At 67.4% G+C, this 20,497-nt stretch carries 21 protein-coding genes; 12 read left to right on the top strand and 9 right to left on the bottom strand.

From position 1 onward, the window contains the following. Nucleotides 1-3 precede the first annotated feature (3 nt). From SLQ33_RS30205 to SLQ33_RS30170, 8 genes are all read right to left on the bottom strand, one after another. On the bottom strand, nucleotides 4-1,671 hold the full coding sequence (locus SLQ33_RS30205; RefSeq protein WP_319457603.1) for a CHAT domain-containing protein: 1,668 nt from the start codon (nucleotides 1,669-1,671) through the stop codon (nucleotides 4-6). A gap of 73 nt (nucleotides 1,672-1,744) precedes the next feature. After that, nucleotides 1,745-2,392: a helix-turn-helix domain-containing protein gene (locus tag SLQ33_RS30200; RefSeq protein WP_413467745.1), complete on the bottom strand. Its 648-nt coding sequence runs from the start codon at nucleotides 2,390-2,392 to the stop codon at nucleotides 1,745-1,747. Between the two features lie 10 nt (nucleotides 2,393-2,402). Beyond that, nucleotides 2,403-3,590 (bottom strand): FAD-binding oxidoreductase, encoded by a 1,188-nt coding sequence (locus SLQ33_RS30195; RefSeq protein ID WP_319457601.1) that lies wholly within the window; start codon nucleotides 3,588-3,590, stop codon nucleotides 2,403-2,405. Further along, nucleotides 3,587-4,915 carry an FMN-binding glutamate synthase family protein gene (locus SLQ33_RS30190; RefSeq protein ID WP_319457600.1) on the bottom strand — a complete coding sequence of 443 codons (1,329 nt, stop codon included), beginning with the start codon at nucleotides 4,913-4,915 and terminating at the stop codon, nucleotides 3,587-3,589. The genes SLQ33_RS30195 and SLQ33_RS30190 overlap by 4 nt, the downstream gene beginning before the upstream one ends. Further along, nucleotides 4,915-5,601 (bottom strand): protein glxC, encoded by a 687-nt coding sequence (locus SLQ33_RS30185; protein WP_319457599.1) that lies wholly within the window; start codon nucleotides 5,599-5,601, stop codon nucleotides 4,915-4,917. The genes SLQ33_RS30190 and SLQ33_RS30185 overlap by 1 nt, the downstream gene beginning before the upstream one ends. After that, complete coding sequence (locus SLQ33_RS30180; protein ID WP_319457598.1) at nucleotides 5,589-6,485, bottom strand: glutamine amidotransferase; 897 nt, start codon at nucleotides 6,483-6,485, stop codon at nucleotides 5,589-5,591. Before SLQ33_RS30180 ends, SLQ33_RS30185 begins: the two co-directional genes overlap by 13 nt. Further along, a complete protein-coding gene (glnT, locus tag SLQ33_RS30175; RefSeq protein WP_319457597.1) occupies nucleotides 6,485-7,798 on the bottom strand; it encodes a type III glutamate--ammonia ligase in 1,314 nt (437 codons plus the stop codon). The genes SLQ33_RS30180 and glnT overlap by 1 nt, the downstream gene beginning before the upstream one ends. A gap of 109 nt (nucleotides 7,799-7,907) precedes the next feature. Further along, on the bottom strand, nucleotides 7,908-9,161 hold the full coding sequence (locus SLQ33_RS30170; protein WP_319457719.1) for an ammonium transporter: 1,254 nt from the start codon (nucleotides 9,159-9,161) through the stop codon (nucleotides 7,908-7,910). A 151-nt stretch (nucleotides 9,162-9,312) separates the two neighbouring features. Here SLQ33_RS30170 and SLQ33_RS30165 point away from each other — a divergent pair, with 151 nt between their 5' ends. Further along, the gene (locus tag SLQ33_RS30165) at nucleotides 9,313-9,780 is read left to right on the top strand and encodes a hypothetical protein (protein ID WP_319457596.1); all 468 of its coding nucleotides are present in this window, start codon (nucleotides 9,313-9,315) and stop codon (nucleotides 9,778-9,780) included. Here SLQ33_RS30165 and SLQ33_RS30160 read toward each other — a convergent pair. Beyond that, the gene (locus tag SLQ33_RS30160) at nucleotides 9,777-10,370 is read right to left on the bottom strand and encodes a nitroreductase family protein (RefSeq protein ID WP_319457718.1); all 594 of its coding nucleotides are present in this window, start codon (nucleotides 10,368-10,370) and stop codon (nucleotides 9,777-9,779) included. The two genes, SLQ33_RS30165 and SLQ33_RS30160, sit on opposite strands and share 4 nt — an antisense overlap. A 101-nt stretch (nucleotides 10,371-10,471) precedes the next feature. Between SLQ33_RS30160 and SLQ33_RS30155 the strand changes: the two genes are divergently transcribed. The 11 genes from SLQ33_RS30155 (at nucleotide 10,472) to SLQ33_RS30105 (ending at nucleotide 20,371) form a co-directional block, all read left to right on the top strand. After that, nucleotides 10,472-11,737 carry an aspartate kinase gene (locus tag SLQ33_RS30155; RefSeq protein ID WP_319457595.1) on the top strand — a complete coding sequence of 422 codons (1,266 nt, stop codon included), beginning with the start codon at nucleotides 10,472-10,474 and terminating at the stop codon, nucleotides 11,735-11,737. Further along, nucleotides 11,737-12,783, top strand: a complete 1,047-nt coding sequence (locus SLQ33_RS30150) for an aspartate-semialdehyde dehydrogenase (RefSeq protein ID WP_319457594.1) — start codon at nucleotides 11,737-11,739, stop codon at nucleotides 12,781-12,783. Before SLQ33_RS30155 ends, SLQ33_RS30150 begins: the two co-directional genes overlap by 1 nt. 38 nt (nucleotides 12,784-12,821) lie before the next feature. Further along, nucleotides 12,822-13,901, top strand: a complete 1,080-nt coding sequence (locus SLQ33_RS30145; protein WP_319457593.1) for a DUF4185 domain-containing protein — start codon at nucleotides 12,822-12,824, stop codon at nucleotides 13,899-13,901. 72 nt (nucleotides 13,902-13,973) lie between these two features. Next, the gene (locus SLQ33_RS30140) at nucleotides 13,974-14,306 is read left to right on the top strand and encodes a hypothetical protein (protein WP_319457592.1); all 333 of its coding nucleotides are present in this window, start codon (nucleotides 13,974-13,976) and stop codon (nucleotides 14,304-14,306) included. A 319-nt stretch (nucleotides 14,307-14,625) separates the two neighbouring features. Then, a complete protein-coding gene (locus tag SLQ33_RS30135) occupies nucleotides 14,626-15,030 on the top strand; it encodes a Fur family transcriptional regulator (RefSeq protein ID WP_319457717.1) in 405 nt (134 codons plus the stop codon). Nucleotides 15,031-15,072: 42 nt separating this feature from the next. After that, nucleotides 15,073-17,289, top strand: a complete 2,217-nt coding sequence (gene katG / locus SLQ33_RS30130; protein ID WP_319457591.1) for a catalase/peroxidase HPI — start codon at nucleotides 15,073-15,075, stop codon at nucleotides 17,287-17,289. Between the two features lie 163 nt (nucleotides 17,290-17,452). Further along, nucleotides 17,453-17,887 carry a hypothetical protein gene (locus SLQ33_RS30125; RefSeq protein ID WP_319457590.1) on the top strand — a complete coding sequence of 145 codons (435 nt, stop codon included), beginning with the start codon at nucleotides 17,453-17,455 and terminating at the stop codon, nucleotides 17,885-17,887. A gap of 146 nt (nucleotides 17,888-18,033) precedes the next feature. Continuing rightward, complete coding sequence (locus SLQ33_RS30120; RefSeq protein ID WP_319457589.1) at nucleotides 18,034-18,441, top strand: hypothetical protein; 408 nt, start codon at nucleotides 18,034-18,036, stop codon at nucleotides 18,439-18,441. 285 nt (nucleotides 18,442-18,726) lie between these two features. Continuing rightward, nucleotides 18,727-19,263 carry a hypothetical protein gene (locus SLQ33_RS30115; RefSeq protein WP_319457588.1) on the top strand — a complete coding sequence of 179 codons (537 nt, stop codon included), beginning with the start codon at nucleotides 18,727-18,729 and terminating at the stop codon, nucleotides 19,261-19,263. 35 nt (nucleotides 19,264-19,298) lie between these two features. Next, the gene (locus SLQ33_RS30110) at nucleotides 19,299-19,727 is read left to right on the top strand and encodes an organic hydroperoxide resistance protein (RefSeq protein ID WP_319457587.1); all 429 of its coding nucleotides are present in this window, start codon (nucleotides 19,299-19,301) and stop codon (nucleotides 19,725-19,727) included. 2 nt (nucleotides 19,728-19,729) lie between these two features. Then, complete coding sequence (locus tag SLQ33_RS30105; protein ID WP_319457586.1) at nucleotides 19,730-20,371, top strand: sensor domain-containing protein; 642 nt, start codon at nucleotides 19,730-19,732, stop codon at nucleotides 20,369-20,371. The last annotated feature ends 126 nt before the right edge of the window (nucleotides 20,372-20,497 follow it).

Here is a 20,497-nt window from a genome sequence, read left to right as displayed (position 1 = left end):
GGACTAGCGCCGGACCAACAACGACTCGAAGGTGACGGCACCGCCCCCGTACCGACTCATGTACTCGTACGCCACTGACCTCTTGAGCACGTCGGCGTCTACGAGATCGGCCCGGTTCGGCGGCGGCGCACCTGCGAACACCTCGTAGTCGAAGACGATGGCGTCGATCGCCACGGGCTGTCGTAGCTGCATGGTGCCGATCGCGTCGAGAAGTGCACTGGCGACGGCTGGATACACCGTGTATTCGGAATTCGCGAGATAGCGTGCGAGTTCAGTGTTTCCGCCCCGCAGCGTGTTGTCGATGCCCGCTGCGGCGAGTGTCCGGATGAGTGTGTCAGCGTCGCTCGGTGGTGGTGTGACGACCTCGGAGGTGGACGTCGTGGGCGACGTGACTGCCGGCGTGGTCGTGGGCCCCGTGAGGGGCGGCTTGGGGTCGGACGAATTGAGCAGGATCACCAGAATGACCACGCCGACGACCACCGCAGCAGCGATCGCGCCGATGATGGCCAGCATCTTCTTGTTTGGCCCGGTTCGGGTTGGGACATCGGCTGGCGCCGCAGCTGGAGCGGGCGCAGCAGTGATCGTGAACAGCGTCGAGGTGTCGCCCCGTACGTAGAGCACCGGGGTCACCCACTCCAGGGAACCGGGTGTACTCAGCAGACCCACACGTCCGCTTCCCATGGCGTCGCCGATGCTGCGGCCACTGGCCAGCGCGCTGTACAGCCCGCGGGCGAACTTGGTCGCGCCGGCGTCGCTGATCGAGAACTGCATCGCTGCCGCGGCGCTGATGCCCTGGCGCACCAGCGTCGCCGCGGTGCTCGAGAACAGATCCTGCGTGCCGCTTCTGCCGGACTGGCACGAATTCAACACCACCAGCATGGGCGTTGGTCTGGCCTCGTTGAGCAGGCGCGCGAGTCTGTCGGCTTCCACGAGGTGTGTGCCTCCGTCGTCACCGACGAGCGCGATCACCCCTTGGTCGGTCCTACGGTCGTAGTCGCCGTGGCCGATGAAATGCAATACATGCCATGTGCCGGACAGTAATTCGTCCTGGACTTGCTCCCAACTGGCCTGCATTAGCCACTTGAGCTGAATCCGGCCATCGGCGATGGGTTCCGCGAGCGCTTGAGACAGTTTCGTACGCTCGGACTCGACGTCCAAGGCCGTCATACCGTCCGGCGACGCCACCAACACGAGCACCTTGAGCGGCGCGACGATCGCGAGCGGCTCGGCATCCGCCGACGGAATGTGGCGTATCACCGGATCCGTTAGGCCGATGTATTCGTCGTTCTGCCTGTCGTACATCGACTCCCATGGGATGGCGGCCAGCCCCGGTACGTCCAGCCGGAGCACCACCTGCAACCGTTCGCCACGCAGGTTGGCTGCGTTTGCGCTTGCGCGGTAGGTCTCACCCACTGGCCCGCTGAACAATGCGTCGAACAGTTCCGTACCTACGGTGCGGAGTCGCTGCTCCCCCGGGGAGAGAATCCTGCGGCCGGCCACCGCGGACGCCAACACCGCCGTCTCCAAGTCGTCGCGGGAGGTGATGAACGCTCCTGCATCTAGTTGCATCGTCGTGGTCGCGTGCTCGTCGGAAGCCGGCCGCACTACGCGCACGGTGTAACTGCCCTCCGCCGCGGCGGCGGTCACCTCTAACTCAATGATGCTGGCCATGGCACCTCCAGTGTGAGACACGCTTCGCCGTCCGCTACCGAATTCGTGAAACGGGCACCAGGCCAGGTGGCGACTAGATCTGGGAGTCGGGGAAGGCGATCACCGAGAGGAACCGGATCGGCACCTCGACCAGGTCGACCGGTCCGTGCGCGCCCTCGCCGTCGAACTGCAATGAGTCGCCGGCGTGCAGGCGGTACACCGACCGGCTGTGGCTGTAGTCCATGACGCCCTCGAGCATGAAGATGAACTCCGTGCCGGGGTGTTGGAACAGCGGATAGGTACTGCTCTTCTCCGACAGCGTGACGTGAAGACATTCGAGCCGCTTGTGTTCGCCGCGCAGCGATCCGAGCAGTTGATACTCGTGGCCTTCCTTGGTGCCGTTGCGGACGATCCGCGCCCCAGTTCCTGACTTCACGAATGCGGCAGGTCGCTCGACCTCCGCCCCGCGGAACAGGCTGGTCACCGGGACGTCCAAACCCTTGGCCAGCAGCGCAAGCGTGGACAGGCTGCACGACGTCTGCGCGTTCTCGATCTTGCTCAGCATCGCCTTGGAGATGCCGACGCGCGTGGCCATGTCCGCGACGGTGAGCCCGTGCTGCTGCCGGAGCTGACGCACGTTGCGGCCGATGGCCACCTCGATCTCGAGCTCGTCGACGGGTTCGCGCGGGTCGCGGTCACGGGCGGTGCCGGACTTGTTGCGAAGCAGCGGAATGTCGCTCACGGCTTCCTGTCTAACGCATCTCGCCGGCACCGACATACGGATACGGCGTCTTGAGCGGCTGGCCCTCGGCGAAGCGGGACAGCCGGAAGTCGGACTCCGGGATGCGTGGATCGGCGCTGCGACCGTCGACGACGAGGTCGGCGACCAGTCGCCCGACCGCGGGCGCGATCTTGAAGCCGTGCCCGCTGAACCCGGCGGCGACCAAGAGCCCGTCGACGTCGGTGCGGGAGATCACCGGATTCCAGTCGGGCGTGACGTCGTAGCAGCCGGCGTAGCTGGTCGTGATGGCGGGGGCTGGGAAGCCGGGGAATCGGGTGCCGACGCGGTCGATGGTCAACTCGATGAACGCGTCGCTCGCGCGGTTGGAGTACGCGTCGGGGTCGGCGTCCTCGACATGGGAGAGGTCGCTGTTGCCGAAGAGCACGGTGCCGTCGGGTTCCGGGCGGATGTATTGCAGGGAAACGAGATCGGAGAACACTGGGACGCGGCCAAGCTCGACGCCTGGGGAGATCATGACGAGCTGTTCGCGCACCACGCGGATCGGGACGTCGACGTCGTATGGCGCCAGGAACGGGCGGGCCCACACGCCGGTGGCGACGACGACGGTGCCTGCGGACACCACGCTGCCGTCCGCCAGCCGTACGCCGGTCACTCGACTGCCGGCCTGGACGAGCTCGGTGACGTTGGCGCCCTGACGAATTCGCACTCCCGCGGCGCGGGCCCCGATCGCGAACGCCTGTGCCGTCTGATAGGCGTCGCCGTACCCGCCGCGGGCCTCCCAGGCGAATGCGGCGAACGGCGAGAGGTCGGCGAATGGCCACAGCCGAGCCACTTCCGCGTGGTCGATCTCCTCGGTCTGGACGCCGACCGATCGCTGGGCGACCAGGCTCTTGCGCAGCGAGTCGACGTTCGGTGCGCCGACACCCACGACGTAACCCGTTGGACGGAACCCGATGTCGGACCCGAAGAGCTCCTCAGCCTTCTCGAACACCTCGAGGCTGGCGGTCGCCATCGCGGCGAGCGAGCTGACGCCGTAGTGGCAGCGGACGATCCCGCTGGACTTGCCCGTCATGCCAGAGCCGACGGTGTTGCGTTCCAGAACGATGACGTCGGTGACGCCGCGTTGGGCCAACGCCCATGCGGTAGAGGCGCCTTCGATGCCGCCGCCGACGATGACGACGTCCGCGGTCTCGCTCATCGCGATCCCGGGATCCAGTCCGTCCCCGCCAGCGGCACGCGGGCCATCGCGGCCGCCTCGATGGTGACGGCGACGAGGTCTTCGGGCTCGAGGTGCTGCACGTGTGCCTTGCCGCAGGCCCTGGCGATGGTCTGGGCCTCCATCGTGAGCACGCGCAGGTAGTTGGCCAGCCGGTGCCCGCCGGCGATGGGGTCGAACCGGGCGGCCAGTTCGGGGTCCTGCGTGCTGATGCCCGCCGGATCGGTGCCGTCCTGGAAGTCGTCGAAGAAACCGGCTGCGCTGCCAAGCTTTTCGTACTCGGCCTCGTACCGGGGGTGGTTGTCGCCAAGGGCGATGAGGGCCGCCGTGCCGATCGCCACCGCGTCGGCCCCGAGCGCCAGCGCCTTCGCGACGTCGGCGCCCGTGCGGATGCCGCCGGACACGATGAGCTGAACCTTCCGATGGACGCCGAGTTCCGCCAGCGCCTGCACCGCTTGGGGCACGGCGGCGAGCGTCGGTATCCCCACGTGTTCGATGAACACGTCCTGGGTGGCCGCCGTTCCGCCCTGCATGCCATCGACCACCACGACGTCGGCGCCCGCGTGCACCGCGAGCTTGACGTCGTAGTACGTGCGGGTGGCGCCGACCTTCACGTAGATCGGCTTCTCCCAGTCGGTGAGCTCGCGCAGCTCGTTGATCTTGATGGTGAGGTCGTCGGGGCCCGTCCAGTCCGGGTGTCTGCAGGCCGAGCGTTGGTCGATGCCCTCCGGCAGCGTGCGCATGCCCGCCACGCGAGGCGAGATCTTCTGGCCGAGCAACATGCCGCCGCCGCCAGGCTTGGCGCCCTGCCCGAGCACCACCTCGATCGCGTCGGCCTTGCGCAGGTCGTCGGGGTTCATGCCGTAGCGCGACGGAAGGTATTGGTACACCAGGTGTTTGCTCTGCCCGCGCTCTTCTGGGGTCATGCCGCCGTCACCCGTGGTGGTCGACGTGCCGACCTCGCTGGCGCCGCGCCCAAGGGCCTCCTTGGCCGGGCCGGACAGTGCGCCGAACGACATCCCGGCGATTGTGACGGGAATGTCCAGGTGCAGAGGGTGTTTCGCGTGCCGGTCGCCGAGCACGACGTCGGTGTCGCAGCGTTCCCGGTAGCCCTCCAGCGGATACCGCGACATCGACGCGCCGAGGAACAGGAGGTCGTCGAAGTGCGGCAGCGGCCGCTTGGCGCCCCACCCACGGATGTCGTAGATGCCCGTCTCGGCGGCGCGCTGAATGCCTGCGATGGTGGCGCGGTCGAACGTGGCGGACTCGCGCAGCCCCAGTCGCGCCCTGGCGTCATCGGTCAGCATCAGTAGCTCCCGGCGTGGTCGACGTGAAAGTGGTAGAGGCTGCGGGCCGATCCGTAGCGCGTGTAGTCGCTGGTGTCGTCGTTCTCGAAGCCCGCTGCCTTCAGCAGCCGGCCGAGCTCTTCGTGGTGTTCGGCCCGCATCTCCTTGGCCACGCAGTCGGCGCCCAGTGAGGCGGGTGTGCCGCGCAGGTAGATGCGAGCCTCGTAGACCGAGTCGCCGAGCGCGTCACCCGCGTCTCCGCGTATCACCAGCCGTCCGGCCTGAGCCATGAACGCACTCATGTGCCCGACGTCCCCCCCGACGACGATGTCGACGCCCTTCATCGAAATACCGCACCGCGCAGCGGCATTGCCCTCGATGACCAGCAGTCCGCCATGCGCCGTGGCGCCAGCCGACTGCGACGCGTTGCCCTTGACCCACACGCTGCCGCTCATCATGTTCTCGGCGACTCCGGTGCCCGCGTTGCCGTCGATGGTGACATCGGCCTGCTGGTTCATGCCCGCGGCGTAGTAGCCGACGTGTCCGTCGATGGTCAGCTTGACTGGCGCATCGATTCCGACCGCAACGTTGTGTGCACCGGCGGGATGCTCGATGACGATTTCGCCGCGAAGGGCGGGTGCGTGCAGCGCGGCGTTGACGTCACGCAGTGCAGTGCTCGCGAGGTCGTATCTCGTTACCGCGTCCATGCGTAGACGACCTCCGGCTCCGGTTCCCAGATCGCGGCGTGTTCGACCCCGGGCAGGCCGGAGAGGGCGCGGTACTCGCTGCCCATCGCCACCCAATCGGCGGTCTCGGCGATGACGGCGGGTTTGCATGCGATCGCGTCGCGCACGACGGCGAACGAGTCGCGGTTGGACACCAGCAGGGTGTAGAAACCGTCGAACGTGGCGCAGAGGTCCTTCAATGCGGTCTCGACGTCGCGGCCCTCGGCGAGCCGGGCCGCGACGAACCGCGCACCCACCTCGGTGTCGTTCTCGCTGTCGAATTGCACACCGGTGGCCTGCAATTCGCGCCGTATGGTGGCGTGGTTGGCGAACGATCCGTTGTGCACCAGGCATTGTTCGGGTCCGACGGCATACGGGTGGGCCCCCGACGGGGTGACGGCCGACTCGGTGGCCATGCGGGTGTGGCCGACGCCCTGCCAGCCTCGTGCACCCGCGAGGCCCCAGGACCGGGCCAGCGTCGCGGGGTCGCCGACGCCCTTGAGCACGGCGAGGTCCGCGCCGAAGCCGGCGACCAACGCGGCGGGATGCGCCGTCTTGGCCGCGGCGAGCAGAGCCGCCGAATCGACGTCGGCGGTCAGCAGGTGGGTATCGCCGAGCGCCGTCACCTGCACCGGTGCGCCAAGCGCGGAACCGACTGCCGCGCTGATGGATTCGGCGTCGCCGTCGACCTCGAGCAGGGATACGCAACCCTGTCCGGGTGGGGTCCACTCCGGGTCGCCGTACACCGCGACGCCTGCCGAGTCACTGCCGCGGTTCGACATCTCGCACAGCATGCCGGTCAACAGTTCGCCCAACCGCGGATACAGGGCTGGATTACGCAGGTGCAGCCCGACGATGCCGCACATCAGAACGCCGTCAGGTACTGGTCGATCTCCCAGGGGCTGACCGTGCTGTGGTAGGCGAAGAACTCGTCGCGCTTGAGTCCGCCGTAGTAGCTCGCGACGCCCTCGCCGACGCTGTCGAGCACGCCGGATATCACTGAGTCGGAGGCCAATTCGTCGACGGCGTGCAGCAGCGTCGGTGGCAGCGTGGGTCGCCCTGCGGCGACGGCACCCACCGCGCCAGGGTCGAGGCTGCGCTTGATGCCGTCGATGCCTGCGCCCAGCGCTGCGGCGATGGCGAGGTACGGGTTCGCCGATCCGTCGCCGCCCCGCAGCTCGACACGCTGGTCGTCGGGCACCCGGACGTAGTGCGTGCGGTCGTTGCCGCCGTACGTCGGCGTCCTCGGTGCCCACGACGCGCCGGAGGCCGTCGTCAGCGCGCCGGTTCGCTTGTAGGAGTTGACTGTTGGCCCGACGATGGCCTGCAGCGCGCACGCGTGCTCGAGGACTCCCGCGATGAAGGAGTAGGCGGTGTCCGAGAGACCGAGCCCGCGGCTGTCGTCGCCGGCGGGAAAGACGGGGGCGCCACCACTGGTCAGGGACATGTGCAGGTGTAGTCCGCTGCCGGTGCGGTCGGCGAACGGCTTCGGCATGAACGTCGCGATCATTCCGCGCTCGGCGGCGATCATCGATAGCAGGTAGCGCAGCGTGACCACGCGGTCGGCGGTGGTGAGTGCCTCGGCGAACTGGAAGTTCTGCTCGAACTGGCCGTTGCCGTCCTCGTGGTCGTTGGCGTAGTTCGACCAGCCGAGCTGGTTCATCGCCATCGAGACCGTGGTCAGGTGGTCGTACATTCGGGTGACGCCGCGGGCGTCGTAGCACGGCTGCGCGGCGGTGTCGTCGGCGTCGGCCGTGGCGAGGGTCCCGTCGGCGTTGCGCGTCAACAGGAAGTACTCGACCTCGGCGCCGACCCACGGCTCGTAGCCGGCGTCGGCGGCGGTCTGGATCAGCGACTTGAGGATGACGCGGGGTGCGTAGGGCCACGGCGCGCCCTCGACGTGCGGGTCGCAATGCACGATCGCCAGCCCCTCCTTGATGAAGGGGATCGGGGTGAAGGAGGCGGGATCCGGGATCGCCATCAGATCGGGGTCCTTGGGCTCCTGGCCCATGGCGCCGACGGCGTATCCGGCGAATCCGACGCCGTCGGTGGCGAGCAGGTCGATGGCCTCGACGGGCACCAGCTTGGCGCAGGGCTTACCCCGTAGGTCCACGAAGAGGGCGAGGAGGAACCGGGTGTCTGCGTCCCGGGCGAGGTTCGCGAGTTCGGTGTCGGCCATCGAAGTCCTGTCTCTTGTTAAGAATCACAGTATCAGGATAGGAAACACAATGCAGCGCGAGAAGCCCCGACCGCTGCGGGAAGATCCCGCGCCGGCCGGGGCTACCGCGTCAGGCAGATGCCATGTCGTACGAGGACTCGCGGTGGAACTTGGTGTCGATGCCCTCTTCTTCTTCCTCGGGCGAGATGCGGATGCCCATCGTCTTCTTGATGGCGAAGGCGATCGCGTAGGCGACCACGAACGAGTACGCCAGGACCGCGAAGGCGGCGACCGCCTGCTTCCACAGTTGGTCGAACCCGCCGCCGTAGAACAGGCCGTTCGTCGCGTTGGGCATGCCCTCGCTGGCGAAGAAACCGATCAGCAGGGTGCCGATGACACCGCCGACCAGGTGGACGCCCACCACGTCGAGCGAATCGTCGTAGCCGAACTTCGACTTCAGGCCGACCGCATAGACGCAGATGGCACCGGCGATGGCACCGACGGCGATCGCTCCGACGGGCGTCACCGCACCACAGGCGGGGGTGATGGCGACCAGACCGGTGATGGCACCGGAAGCGGCGCCGACGCCGGTGACGTGGCCGTCCTTGAGCTTCTCAACGCCGATCCAGGCCAGCGTTGCGGCGCAGGTGGCGACGAACGTGGTGACCATCACGATGGCGGCCGAGTTGCCCGCGGCCAGCGCCGAACCACCGTTGAACGCGTACCAGCCCGCCCAGAGCAGACCGGCGCCGAGCAGCGTCAGCGGCACGTTGTGCGGCTTGCGCAGCTGACCGAACATCGCGGACTTGCCGAGCACGATCGCGACGGCCAGCGCGGCTGCACCTGCGTTGATGTGCACCGCGGTGCCACCGGCGAAGTCAATTGCCTTCAGCTGGTTGGCAATCCAGCCACCGACGGAGTTCTCAGTAACGACGCCGTCGAACGCGAACACCCAGTGTGCAACGGGGAAGTAGACCAGCACTGCCCAAACGGTCGCGAACAGCATCCACGCGCCGAACTTCATCCGGTCGGCGACCGCACCCGAGATGAGCGCGACGGTGATGGCTGCGAACAGCGCCTGGAAGAGCGCGAACAGACTTACCGGTAGACCGGAGATGGTCGTCTGCGACTCGAGCAGGTCCTTCATTCCGGCGAACTCGGTAAGGCTGCCGACGAAGCCGCCGTACGACGTGCCGAAGACCATCGAGAAGCCGAAGAGCACCCACAGCACACCGACGACGGCGACCGCGCCGAAGGTCATCATCATCATGTTCGTCGAGCTCTTGACCGAGACCATGCCGCCGTAGAACAGGGCGAGTCCGGGAATCATCAGGGTCAGCCCGATGATGCAACACAGCATGAATGCCGTGGTGCCTGTGTCCACTACGTCCATTACTTACTTCTCCTGGGATTGAGGCGGCCCGCTCAGCCGGGCCGTTCACTGGCAGTAACCGATGTCTCTGTTACGTGGACAGTCGCGCGAGGTTGCCGGCACGTTAATAAGTCCGCTCGGCACGGTGTGGAAGCATCGGAGCATGTGGCGCAGGAGGCCGGTCGGCATCTCGGTGCTGGCGGTGGTGATCATCGCGGTCGTTTCGTTGGCCTGGACCTATTTCAGCGGGCCGTCGAAGGCCGACTGCGCCCCGGTGCGTGAACTGTTGGCGTTCAACAAAACTCAGATCGAATCGCTGAACTCCAAGACGCACGAGCCCGAGCAGGGCTCGCACGAGAAAGCGACCGAGCCCAGCGATCTCGACTACCGGACCTGGTCGGACGGCATCTCCGATCGGGCGGCCAAGGTGACTGCGCCAGACCTGGCCGGCCAGGCGAAGGAACTCGCGCAGACGACGGAACGACTCGTTCGCGCCCGCATCGACCTGAACGCGCAATCCGCAGCCACCGCGCCCGGCGCTGCCCCGCCTCCTGCGGCGATCGCGGTGGCGGGGCTCTACGACCAGTTCGAGGCCGAGCTCGGCCAGCTGTCCAAAGCCTGCGCCGGCTAGAGCTCCGCGGGCTGGCCCCAGCGGCCCGAGAACGCGATCTGGTCGAGCGGCAGCCGGGCACGAGGTCGGGTGTCCCGCTCGACGAGTTCCGGCGCCGCCGTCGCGTAGTCGCCGAGCACGCCGACCGCGAGCATCGCGAGCGGCCGCACCTCGGTGGGAATGCCGAACGCCTCCCTCGCTTCGTCGGCGTTGAACCCCGCCATCGGATGCGCGATCAACTCCCGCGAAACCGCTTCGACGGTCGCGTTCGCGACGGCGGCTCCCGCGTCCAGCACCGAGTACAGCTTCGTCCGCTCGTCGGGACCTTCGTCGGCGCACACCAGGATCAGGGCGCTCGCCGCGCGCGCATACGAGTTGCCCCGCTTCAGCGTCGCGGCCAATGCGTCGAACGTGTCGTCGTCGCGGAACCCGACGAAGAACCGCACCGGCTGGCGATCACCCCAGGTCGCGCCCCAACGCGCGGCCTCCAGCAGGGCCGCGACCTGTGCGCCGGTCAGCACGGCATCGGGGTCGAAGACCCGTGGACTCCAGCGTGCCGCGAGGTGGGGGTGGATCGGCACCGACGTGTCGGCCTGCCTGTCCTGGCTCATCGCATGGTCAGCCACGGTGATCCACGCTACGGACGTGAGGGAAAAATCGCGTGTGCAGACCCCTTATCCTTTATGGGACCGGATCGCACGAAAGGCGGACAGTGGCACTCGTCGTGCAGAAGTACGGCGGATCCTCGGTGGCCGACGCCGACCGGATCCGTCGCGTCGCCGAGCGCATCGTCGAGACCAAGAAGGCCGGCAACGACGTCGTCGTGGTCGTCTCCGCCATGGGCGACACCACCGACGACCTACTTGACCTCGCGCGTCAGGTCAGCCCGGCGCCGCCTGCGCGCGAGATGGACATGCTGCTGACCGCCGGCGAGCGGATCTCAAACGCGCTGGTCGCGATGGCCATCTCGTCGCTGGGTGCCGAGGCCCGCTCGTTCACCGGATCGCAGGCCGGCGTCATCACCACCGGCACGCACGGCAACGCCAAGATCATCGACGTCACGCCCGGTCGGCTACAGGATGCACTCGCCGAGGGGCTGATCGTGCTGGTCGCCGGCTTCCAGGGCGTGAGTCAGGACAGCAAGGACGTCACCACGCTGGGCCGCGGCGGGTCGGACACCACCGCCGTCGCGCTGGCCGCGGCTCTGAAGGCCGACGTCTGCGAGATCTACACCGACGTCGACGGCATCTTCACCGCCGATCCGCGGATCGTGCCCAATGCGCGCCACCTGGACACCGTCAGCTTCGAGGAGATGCTCGAGATGGCGGCCGCAGGGGCGAAGGTGCTGATGCTGCGCTGCGTGGAATACGCCCGCCGCTACGACGTTCCGATTCACGTGCGGTCGTCGTACTCCGACAAACCGGGCACGCTCGTCAAAGGATCGATGGAGGACATCCCCATGGAAGACGCCATCCTCACCGGGGTAGCTCACGACCGCAGTGAGGCGAAGGTTACCGTCGTCGGGCTGCCCGACGTTCCCGGCTACGCCGCCAAGGTGTTTCGTGCCGTGGCCGACGCCGACGTCAACATCGACATGGTGCTGCAGAACATCTCCAAGATCGAGGACGGCAAGACCGACATCACGTTCACCTGCTCACGCGAGAGCGGGCCGGGCGCGGTGGAGAAGCTGTCCTCGCTGCAGAACGAAATCGGTTTCAGCGCAGTGCTCTACGACGACCACATCGGCAAGGTGTCGCTGGTGGGCGCGGGCATGCGCAGCCATCCCGGCGTCACCGCGACGTTCTGCGAGGCGCTCGCGGCCGTCGGCGTGAACATCGACCTCATCTCCACCTCCGAGATCCGAATCTCCGTGCTGGTCAAGGACACCGAGCTGGACAAGGCCGTCGCGGCGTTGCACGAGGCATTCAACCTGGGTGGCGAGGAAGAGGCGATCGTGTACGCGGGAAGTGGGATCTAATGGTTTCGATTGGTGTCGTCGGCGCGACCGGACAGGTCGGCCAAGTGATGCGGAAGCTGTTGGAGGAACGCGACTTTCCCACCACGTCGGTGCGGTTCTTCGCTTCGGCCCGGTCGCAGGGTAAGAAGCTGACGTTCCGCGGGCAGGAGATCGAGGTCGAGGACGCCGAGACCGCCGACCCGGCCGGGCTGGACATCGCACTGTTCTCCGCGGGCGCGACGATGTCGCGAGTGCAGGCCCCACGCTTCGCCGCCGCGGGCGCGGTGGTCGTCGACAACTCGTCGGCCTGGCGCAAGGATCCCGAAGTGCCGCTGGTGGTTTCGGAGGTCAACTTCGATAGAGACGTCGGAAACCGGGCTCGATCTCTCAAGCGGGGCATCATCGCCAATCCCAACTGCACCACCATGGCCGCGATGCCGGTGCTCAAGGTGCTGCACGACGAGGCGGGGCTGACGCGCCTGATCGTGTCGAGTTACCAGGCGGTGTCGGGTAGCGGCCTGGCCGGTGTCGAGGAGCTCGCGTCGCAGGCCCGCGCGGTCATCGACGGCGCGGAGCAGTTGGTGCACGACGGCTCGGCGCTCGACTTCCCCGCGCCCCAGAAGTACGTCGCCCCAATCGCATTCAACGTGGTGCCGCTGGCCGGGTCACTGGTCGACGACGGGTCGGGCGAGACCGACGAAGATCAGAAGCTGCGCAACGAGAGCCGCAAGATTCTCGGCATTCCCGATCTGCTGGTCAGCGGAACGTGCGTGCGGGTGCCGGTGTTCACCGGTCACTCGCTGTCGATCAACGCCGAGTTCGCCAGGCCCATCTCGCCGGAACGCGCCCGCGAATTGCTCTCCGATGCCCCCGGTGTTACGTACGTCGAAGTGCCGACCCCGCTGGCTGCTGCGGGCGCCGACGACTCGTTCGTCGGCCGCATCCGCCAAGATCCTGGTGTGCCGGACGGGCGCGGCCTGGCGTTGTTCGTCTCCGGCGACAATCTGCGGAAGGGTGCCGCGCTCAACACCATTCAGATCGCCGAGTTACTCGCCGCCCAGTTGTGATTCGGGCGGCGTTGGGCATTGCGGTCGTCGCGTGCCTCATGCTGCCCGCATCGCCGGAGGCGCACGCCGACCCGCCCGCTCCGGTGCCTGCCCCCGTGCTAGCGCCGCTGGCGCCCGGCCAGGTCATGCGCATCGGACCGACCGCTGGAACCGGAACGCCGACAAGGGATTACGGCATCGGTGCGACGGACCTGTGTGAGTTCGTGGAGTTCCCCAGCGGCATCCTGCAGGTGTGCGGGGACAGCTTCGCCGGCCAGGGCGTCGGGTTCGGCGGCTGGTATTCACCCATCGCGCTGCGCGTCGAGACCGACTCGGTCGACGAACCAACCGGGGTGCGCTACGACGGCGTCATGGGTACCGACAAGCCACTGCTGGCCGACCCGACGCCGCAGGGGATGTCGCAGCTGCCCGCGGGCGTCATCTCGATCAACCGCGAGAACTACGTGATGGTCACGACCGTGCGGGACCTGGTGCCCGCGACGTCGCGCTTGGTGAAGGCCGACCCGGCGCGGGGGAGTTGGCCGACGGTGCCCACGTCCGAACGGCCCGGCGACTACGCCGGGGGACGACAGTCCCAGATCAGCGGGTACTACGACCCGATTCCCACGCCCGACTCGCCAAGCGGATGGGTGTACATCGTGGCCAACGACTTCGACCGCAGCGGACCGGTGGAGCTGTACCGGGTCACGCCGCAGAAGCTCACCGACCGTTCGAAGTGGCAGAGCTGGTCGGCCTCTGCCGGCTGGAACAAGCCGCCGACGCCGTTGTGGAACGACCGGGTCGGCGAGATGAGCATCCGTCAGGTCGACGGCAAGACGGTGCTGAGCTACTTCAACGCCAGCACCGGCAACATGGAGGTCCGCGTCGCCGACGACCCGACCCGGCTGGGCTCGGCGCCCGTCACGACGGTGGTGGTCGCCGCTCCGTGGCCCGACGTCGCCGACGACCTGCCGCCGCCGGAGGACAACCGGCTCGCGCAGCCGTACGGCGGCTATGTCTCGCCTGGATCGACACTGGACGAGCTGCGGGTGTTCGTCAGTCAGTGGAACACGGCGCCACAGGCCGACAACGCGCCATATCGCGTGATCCAGTACGCGGTGAACCCCTTCAAGCCCTAGTGGCGCGGCTCCCAAGAATCTGCCAAGAAGTCCGAAGCAACCTTTCAGGAACCTCACTGAAAGGAACGCACCATGAAGCGAGTCAAGCGTTTGGCAACGACAGCGCTGGTGGCCGGTGGTTTGGGCCTTGCCAGCATGGGACTGGGCGCCGGTATCGCCAACGCCGGCGGGCCCTACTCCTGGTGCCCCGGCGATGACATGGGCGGCTACGGCGGCGGATTCAATACCCCCTCCGACGCGCGTCCGAACTGGGACTGGAACGTCTGCCACTCCTTCCACTACGTCAACCGTGGGCAGGGCAACGTCTCCTCCACCGTCTGGGAGGGTGACAACCCGCCTGGCCCGTACCCGTGGCAGCCGCCCAACGTGTGCTGGGCGCTGTTCATCCCGCATCCCTGCCCGTGACGGTTGCGTCGATTGGGTTCTGATGAGACTTCCCTGCGGTTGCTCTGGCATCGCTTGCTCAGCGGTCCCGCGGTGTCCATGGTGGTAGGTGAACCGGGGGCCCCCGCCTCTCAACCGGGATCGGGATCTGTCAGCCCCCGGTTCAACAAACGTCTCGATCGAGTTCGCCCCGCCACCTCTCCAGGTGGCGGGGCGAGCGCTTTCTAGCTAAGCGCGACGCTGAATCCGCCCGTCCCGAAACGTCGCTCAGATTTTTCTTGACTCATTCCAGAAAAGGGCTAGGGTTCAGGACGTGGGGCAGACGACAGACTTCCGGCAGATGCTGGCCGAGTCTGCACTCCGAGTCACCCGTCCTCGGGTGGCGGTGCTGAGCGCGGTCTACGCGCATCCGCACGCCGACACGGATTCGATCATCCGTGCCGTGCGGGAGGGCCTCCCCGATGTGTCACACCAGACCGTCTACGACTCGCTCAATGCGTTGACGGCGTCGGGACTGGTGCGACGAATCCAGCCATCTGGCTCCGTGGCTCGCTATGAGTCGCGGGTCGCAGACAACCACCACCACGTCGTGTGCCGGGCGTGTGGTGTCATCGCCGACGTCGACTGCGCCGTCGGCGACGCGCCATGCCTCGTCGCGTCGGATGACAACGGTTTCACGATCGACGAAGCCGAGGTCATCTACTGGGGCATGTGCCCCGACTGCTCCACCGCGCCAACTGATTGATCGCAATACCCCTTAACCCGCCAGCCCCGGAAAGGATTTCTCATGGCCGAAGGTCAGCATCCGAACGCAGAAGTCGGAGAAATGAATGAGTCGAGCATCGATAGCTGCCCGGCCTTTCGCGCTCCGTACCCAACGGAGAGCGCACGGACCAACGAGAGTTGGTGGCCCAAGAAGCTCAACCTGAAGATCCTTGCCAAGAACCCCGTCGAGACCGACCCCTTCGGTGGCGAGTTCGACTACGCGGCGGCGTTCAGTGGCCTGGACCTGCCCGCGGTGAAGCGCGACATCGAAGCGGTGCTCACCACGTCGCAGGACTGGTGGCCCGCCGACTTCGGCCACTACGGACCGTTGATGATCCGCATGGCCTGGCACAGTGCCGGCACCTACCGCGTCAGCGACGGCCGCGGCGGCGCGGGCGCCGGTCAGCAGCGTTTCGCCCCACTGAACAGCTGGCCCGACAACGGCAACCTCGACAAGGCCCGTCGCCTGTTGTGGCCCGTCAAGAAGAAGTACGGCAAGGCGCTGTCCTGGGCTGACCTGATGGTGCTCACGGGCAACGTCGCGCTGGAGTCCATGGGCTTCAAGACCTTCGGCTTCGCGGGTGGTCGTGTTGACGTGTGGGAGCCGGAGGACGACGTCTACTGGGGCCCCGAGACCGAGTGGCTTGGCGACGCGCGCTACACCGGCAAGCGTGATTTGGAAGACCCGCTTGGTGCGGTGCAAATGGGTCTCATCTACGTCAATCCCGAAGGGCCCAACGGCGTTCCGGATCCGCTGGCTGCGGCTGTCGACATCCGCGAGACGTTCGGCCGGATGGCCATGAACGACGAGGAGACCGTCGCGCTGATCGCCGGTGGCCACACGTTCGGCAAGACGCACGGCGCGGGGGATCCCGATGCCAACGTGGGCCCGGAACCCGAGGCTGCCCCGCTCGAACTGCAGGGTCTTGGCTGGGCCAACGCCTACGGCAGCGGTAAGGGCCGCGACGCCATCACCTCAGGGCTCGAGGTCGTCTGGACCCAGAAGCCGACCGAGTGGACGAACCTGTTCTTCGACAACCTGTTCGGCTTCGAATGGGAACTGACGAAGAGCCCCGCGGGCGCCAACCAGTGGGTCGCCAAGGACGCCCCCGAGTCGGCCTTCGTACCCGACCCCGAGGACGCATCGCAGAAGCGCAAGCCGATGATGCTGACGACGGACCTCGCGCTGCGGCTCGACCCGATCTACGGGCCGATCTCGAAGCGGTTCCACGAGAACCCGGATCAGTTCGCCGACGCGTTCGCCCGCGCCTGGTACAAGCTGACCCACCGCGACATGGGGCCCATCCAGCGCTACGTCGGGCCCGAGGTGCCTGCGGAGAAACTGGATTGGCAGGATCCGATTCCGACCGGCCAGAGCCAGCTGTCCGACGCCGATGTCGCCAAGCTCAAGGCCGACATCCTCGCGTCGGGTCTGACTGTCCCGCAACTGGTTTCGACCGCATGGGCATCGGCGTCGACGTTCCGCGGCAGTGACAAGCGCGGCGGTGCCAACGGCGGGCGCATCCGGCTGCAACCGCAGGCGGCGTGGGAGGTCAACAACCCCGACGAGCTCGCCCAGGTCATTCGCACGCTGGAGGGCGTCCAGGAGTCGTTCGGCGCAGACAAGGTGTCGTTCGCCGACCTGGTCGTGCTCGGCGGCGTGGCCGCGGTCGAGAAGGCTGCCAAGGACGGCGGCGTCACCGTCACGGTGCCGTTCACGCCGGGTCGCGGTGACGCCACTCAGGAGTGGACCGACGAGGAGTCGTTCGCTTACCTCGAGCCGAAGTCCGACGGGTTCCGCAATTACATCGGCAAGGGCAACCGGCTGCAGGCCGAGTACCTGCTGGTCGACAGGGCGAACCTGCTCACCCTGACGGCGCCGGAGCTGACGGTTCTCGTCGGCGGCCTGCGCGTGCTCGGCGCCAACTGGGACAAGTCGTCAAACGGCGTGTTCACCGACAAGGTGGGGACGTTGACCAACGACTTCTTCACCAACCTGCTCGACCTCGGCGTCACCTGGAAGGCGACCGACGATTCGTCGGACACCTTCGAGGGCCGCGACGCCTCGGGTGCGGTGAAGTACACGGGCACCCGGGCCGACCTGGTGTTCGGGTCGAACTCCGAGTTGCGGGCCCTGGCCGAGGTCTACGCCAGCGACGACGCGAAGGAGAAGTTCGTCAACGACTTCGTCGCCGCGTGGGCCAAGGTGATGGATCTCGACCGGTACGACCTGGGCTAACAAGCCTGATCGCAGCCCCAACGCGACGTCCCGCGAGCTCCGGCTCGCGGGGCGTCGTGCGTTTGGAAGAACGTCGGGAAAAAAAGTGAGGGAATCCGGGTGGCCCGTCGCTCCTAGCTGATGAACGCGGCAGAGCGCCGCGACCCAACCCAAGGAGCACACCATGAGCACCACCACCCGCCGCATCACCGCCGCCACCCTCGCACTCGGCGCCGGCGCCGCCGCACTCGGCATCCTCGCCGCCCCCGCAGCACAAGCCGCCCCAATGACATTCGCCCAGGCGTGCACCACCACGCACGGCTGGGTCGCGACCGTCATCGCCGCGGGCATCGAGGAATGCCACTGGCAGGACCCGAACACCGGCAACGAGTGGATCAGGAAGAGCCCGATTGGCGCCCCCGCCCAGTCCGTCTCCGGCACCACGTTCGGCCAGGGCTGCGTCATCACGCAGGGTTGGGTCGCGACCGTCGTGACCGCGGGCATCGAGGAATGCCACTGGCAGGACCCGGACGGCAACGAGCACGTCATCTCGAGCCCGCTGCCCGTGAAGAAGGTGCCCGTCACCAAGGTGCCCACGGCGCCGATCTCCGCGCGCTAGGCCCGACCACCCCGCCGACACTGCGGGGAGATCGCGATTCCGTCCAGATTCGCGATCTCCCTGCAGTTTCGGCGTCGGGGCTCTTCACAGCTGATTCATAGCCGATTCATCACTGGCACTTCGGCGGACCGACCACTATCGACGTCATGAGTGAAACAACGTCGTCTTCCGAACCCGCGACCGGGCCCATCGAGCCCGTCGCCACCCCGCCGGCACCCCAGCCGGTCGTCGTCCGCCAGTCCAGCAGGGTCACCCAGGTCGCCGCGTGGGTCGGCATCGTCGCCGGCGTCGTGTTCATCGTCGGCGCGATCTTCTTCAGCGGCTTCGTCCTTGGCGCACACTCCGGCCATGGTGGTCGGCACCACGGCGGCGGCGGCCCCGAGATCTCGATGCACCGCCAGGGCCCGCCCCCGATGTTTCCCGGCCCGATGATGCGCCCCGGCCCGGGCTTCGTCTTCCCGGGTGGACCGGGCGGCTTCCCCGGTGATCACGGCTTTGAGGGACGTCAATCTCCTGAGTCACCGACGCCGTCGACTCCGAACGCGCCTCGCTGACCCCTTCCAGACCCGCACCCCTCGGCCTCCCCCCGGCCGAGGGGTGCGCTGTTTGTCGGCTGTCGCGCGGGCGTCGAGTTCTGCGTCAGGGTCGTGACTCGTCACTCGGCACGACCGTCGTGCAGAACTCGTGGCGAACGTCATCGAGTTCTGCACCAGGGCCGTCGTCGTGATCGCGACCGGCGCGACACGCCGCAACGAATCACAATCGCGTGATTCGCGTGGGGTCTGTGGGACTATTGAGAATTTTGGGGAATGTGTGGCGATGACCCCTGACTCGTGAGAGTGTCGCTAACCATGATGGGTCGGGCATCGCTGTGGTGGGCGCTCGTCGCTGCGGTGGCGATCCTGCTGGCGGTCAGCGGCTGCGGGTCACGCGTCGAAGCGCCGCAACGCGCCGGGGCCAACCTCTTCGCGGTCGGGGAGTGCGTCGAGATCCCGTCGACCGCGCCCGAACCCCTGCGGGCGAGCCGAGTCGCATGTACGGCTGACCCGAGCTACACCGTCGGCGCCCTCGCCGATGAGTCCGGAGCCTGCCCGAGCATCGAATACCAGCATCTGCCAACACAATTCGCTGATCCGTCGACCTCACGCCTGTGCCTGGTACCCAACCTCGTAGCCGACCACTGCTACGTGCTCGACGTGCCGATCGGCGTGGTGCAGCGGGCCGACTGTGCCGAACGCGGGCAACAGGGCCTGCTCGTCCAGGTCGTCCAACGGCTCGACGTACGCGACCAGCAGGCATGCCCGTCGGCGGCAGGCCAGTACGCGTGGCCGTACCCGTCGCCCCCGCGGACGTACTGCACGCTGACGATCATCTGACCGCACGCGTGGGCGCGGCTGGCATGATCGAGCCCATGAGCATCGAAGTCGTTTACACCGCTGAGTCCACCGCCACCGGAGGCGGCCGCGACGGCCATGTGAAGTCCGCCGACGGCAAGCTCGATCTCGAGAACCGACCGCCAAAGGAGATGGGTGGCAGCGGCGAGGGCGTCAACCCCGAATTGCTGTTCTCCGCCGGCTACGCGACGTGTTTCCTTGGGGCACTGAACCTCGTCGCGCGCACCGAGAAGATCGCCCTCGACGGCGCCACCGGCATCACCGCGCAGATCGGGTTCGGCAAGGACTCCGAGGGCGGGTTCGGCATCAACGCTCACCTGATCGGCTACCTGCCCGGCCTCGAGCAGAGCGCTGCCGACGAGCTGATGGAAAAGGCCCACGGTGTATGCCCGTACTCCAAGGCCACCCGCGGCAACATCGACGTCACGCTGTCGGCCGAGGTCTGAGCATGCGCAGTGTCGCCGCCGCCGCGACGGGCCTGAGCCTCGCACTCGCGGTGTCGGCTCCGGCGGCCGCCCGGCCATCCGACCCAGGCGTGGTGTCCTATGCCGTGCTCGGCAAGGGTTCGGTGGGCAACATCGTGGGCGCTCCGATGGCGTCGGAGTCGACGTTCACCGCGCCGTTCCAGGGGTTCTGGGTCGACGCCCCGGAGTGCAACAACTGGGCCGACATCGGGCTGCCCGACGTGTACGCGGATCCCGACCTCGCCTCCTTCAACGGCGCCACCGCGCAACGCGCCGCCAACGACGACACCAACCTGGTCAAGCAGGCCGTCGGCGTCTTCGCCACCAACGACGCCGCCACCAGGGCGTTCCACCGCGTCGTCGACCGCACGACGGGCTGCGCCGGACAGACCACGACCATGCACCTCGACGACTTCGTCACCGAGGTCTGGTCCTTCACGGGTGCGTCCCCGACGCCGACCGACGCGGTGTGGGTCAAGCAGGAAGCGGGTACAGATCGCCGGTGCTTCATTCAGACCCGCTTGCGCGAGAACGTTCTGCTACAAGCGAAAGTCTGTCAGCCTGGCAACGGCGGACCTGCGGTGAACGTGCTGGCCGGGGCGATGCAGAACACCCTCGGGCAGTAACGCCCGGGGGATCACGACGCACACAGGAAGGCGGCAGGGGAAATTCGCGCGACTTTGTCGGTGCGCTCTGGAAGATAGAAGGAATGCCGGCGACGCGTACGAGGCCACGTCCAAGCCCGGGAGGGG

Origin of the sequence: Mycobacterium sp. RTGN6, assembly GCF_033804605.1 — a bacterium.
Taxonomy (GTDB): Bacteria; Actinomycetota; Actinomycetes; order Mycobacteriales; family Mycobacteriaceae; genus Mycobacterium.
This window is presented reverse-complemented; position numbering and strand designations above follow the sequence as displayed.

Bases quoted from the DNA above. Each gene is read 5' to 3' on its own strand.
- SLQ33_RS30205 (WP_319457603.1), bottom strand. From the start codon at position 1,671: ATGGCCAGCATCATTGAGTTAGAGGTGACCGCCGCCGCGGCGGAGGGC.
- SLQ33_RS30195 (WP_319457601.1), bottom strand. From the start codon at position 3,590: ATGAGCGAGACCGCGGACGTCGTCATCGTCGGCGGCGGCATCGAAGGC.
- SLQ33_RS30190 (WP_319457600.1), bottom strand. From the start codon at position 4,915: ATGCTGACCGATGACGCCAGGGCGCGACTGGGGCTGCGCGAGTCCGCC.
- SLQ33_RS30185 (WP_319457599.1), bottom strand. From the start codon at position 5,601: ATGGACGCGGTAACGAGATACGACCTCGCGAGCACTGCACTGCGTGAC.
- SLQ33_RS30180 (WP_319457598.1), bottom strand. From the start codon at position 6,485: ATGTGCGGCATCGTCGGGCTGCACCTGCGTAATCCAGCCCTGTATCCG.
- glnT (WP_319457597.1), bottom strand. From the start codon at position 7,798: ATGGCCGACACCGAACTCGCGAACCTCGCCCGGGACGCAGACACCCGG.
- SLQ33_RS30165 (WP_319457596.1), top strand. From the start codon at position 9,313: ATGTGGCGCAGGAGGCCGGTCGGCATCTCGGTGCTGGCGGTGGTGATC.
- SLQ33_RS30160 (WP_319457718.1), bottom strand. From the start codon at position 10,370: ATGAGCCAGGACAGGCAGGCCGACACGTCGGTGCCGATCCACCCCCAC.
- SLQ33_RS30150 (WP_319457594.1), top strand. From the start codon at position 11,737: ATGGTTTCGATTGGTGTCGTCGGCGCGACCGGACAGGTCGGCCAAGTG.
- SLQ33_RS30145 (WP_319457593.1), top strand. From the start codon at position 12,822: ATGCTGCCCGCATCGCCGGAGGCGCACGCCGACCCGCCCGCTCCGGTG.
- SLQ33_RS30140 (WP_319457592.1), top strand. From the start codon at position 13,974: ATGAAGCGAGTCAAGCGTTTGGCAACGACAGCGCTGGTGGCCGGTGGT.
- SLQ33_RS30135 (WP_319457717.1), top strand. From the start codon at position 14,626: ATGCTGGCCGAGTCTGCACTCCGAGTCACCCGTCCTCGGGTGGCGGTG.
- katG (WP_319457591.1), top strand. From the start codon at position 15,073: ATGGCCGAAGGTCAGCATCCGAACGCAGAAGTCGGAGAAATGAATGAG.
- SLQ33_RS30125 (WP_319457590.1), top strand. From the start codon at position 17,453: ATGAGCACCACCACCCGCCGCATCACCGCCGCCACCCTCGCACTCGGC.
- SLQ33_RS30120 (WP_319457589.1), top strand. From the start codon at position 18,034: ATGAGTGAAACAACGTCGTCTTCCGAACCCGCGACCGGGCCCATCGAG.
- SLQ33_RS30110 (WP_319457587.1), top strand. From the start codon at position 19,299: ATGAGCATCGAAGTCGTTTACACCGCTGAGTCCACCGCCACCGGAGGC.
- SLQ33_RS30105 (WP_319457586.1), top strand. From the start codon at position 19,730: ATGCGCAGTGTCGCCGCCGCCGCGACGGGCCTGAGCCTCGCACTCGCG.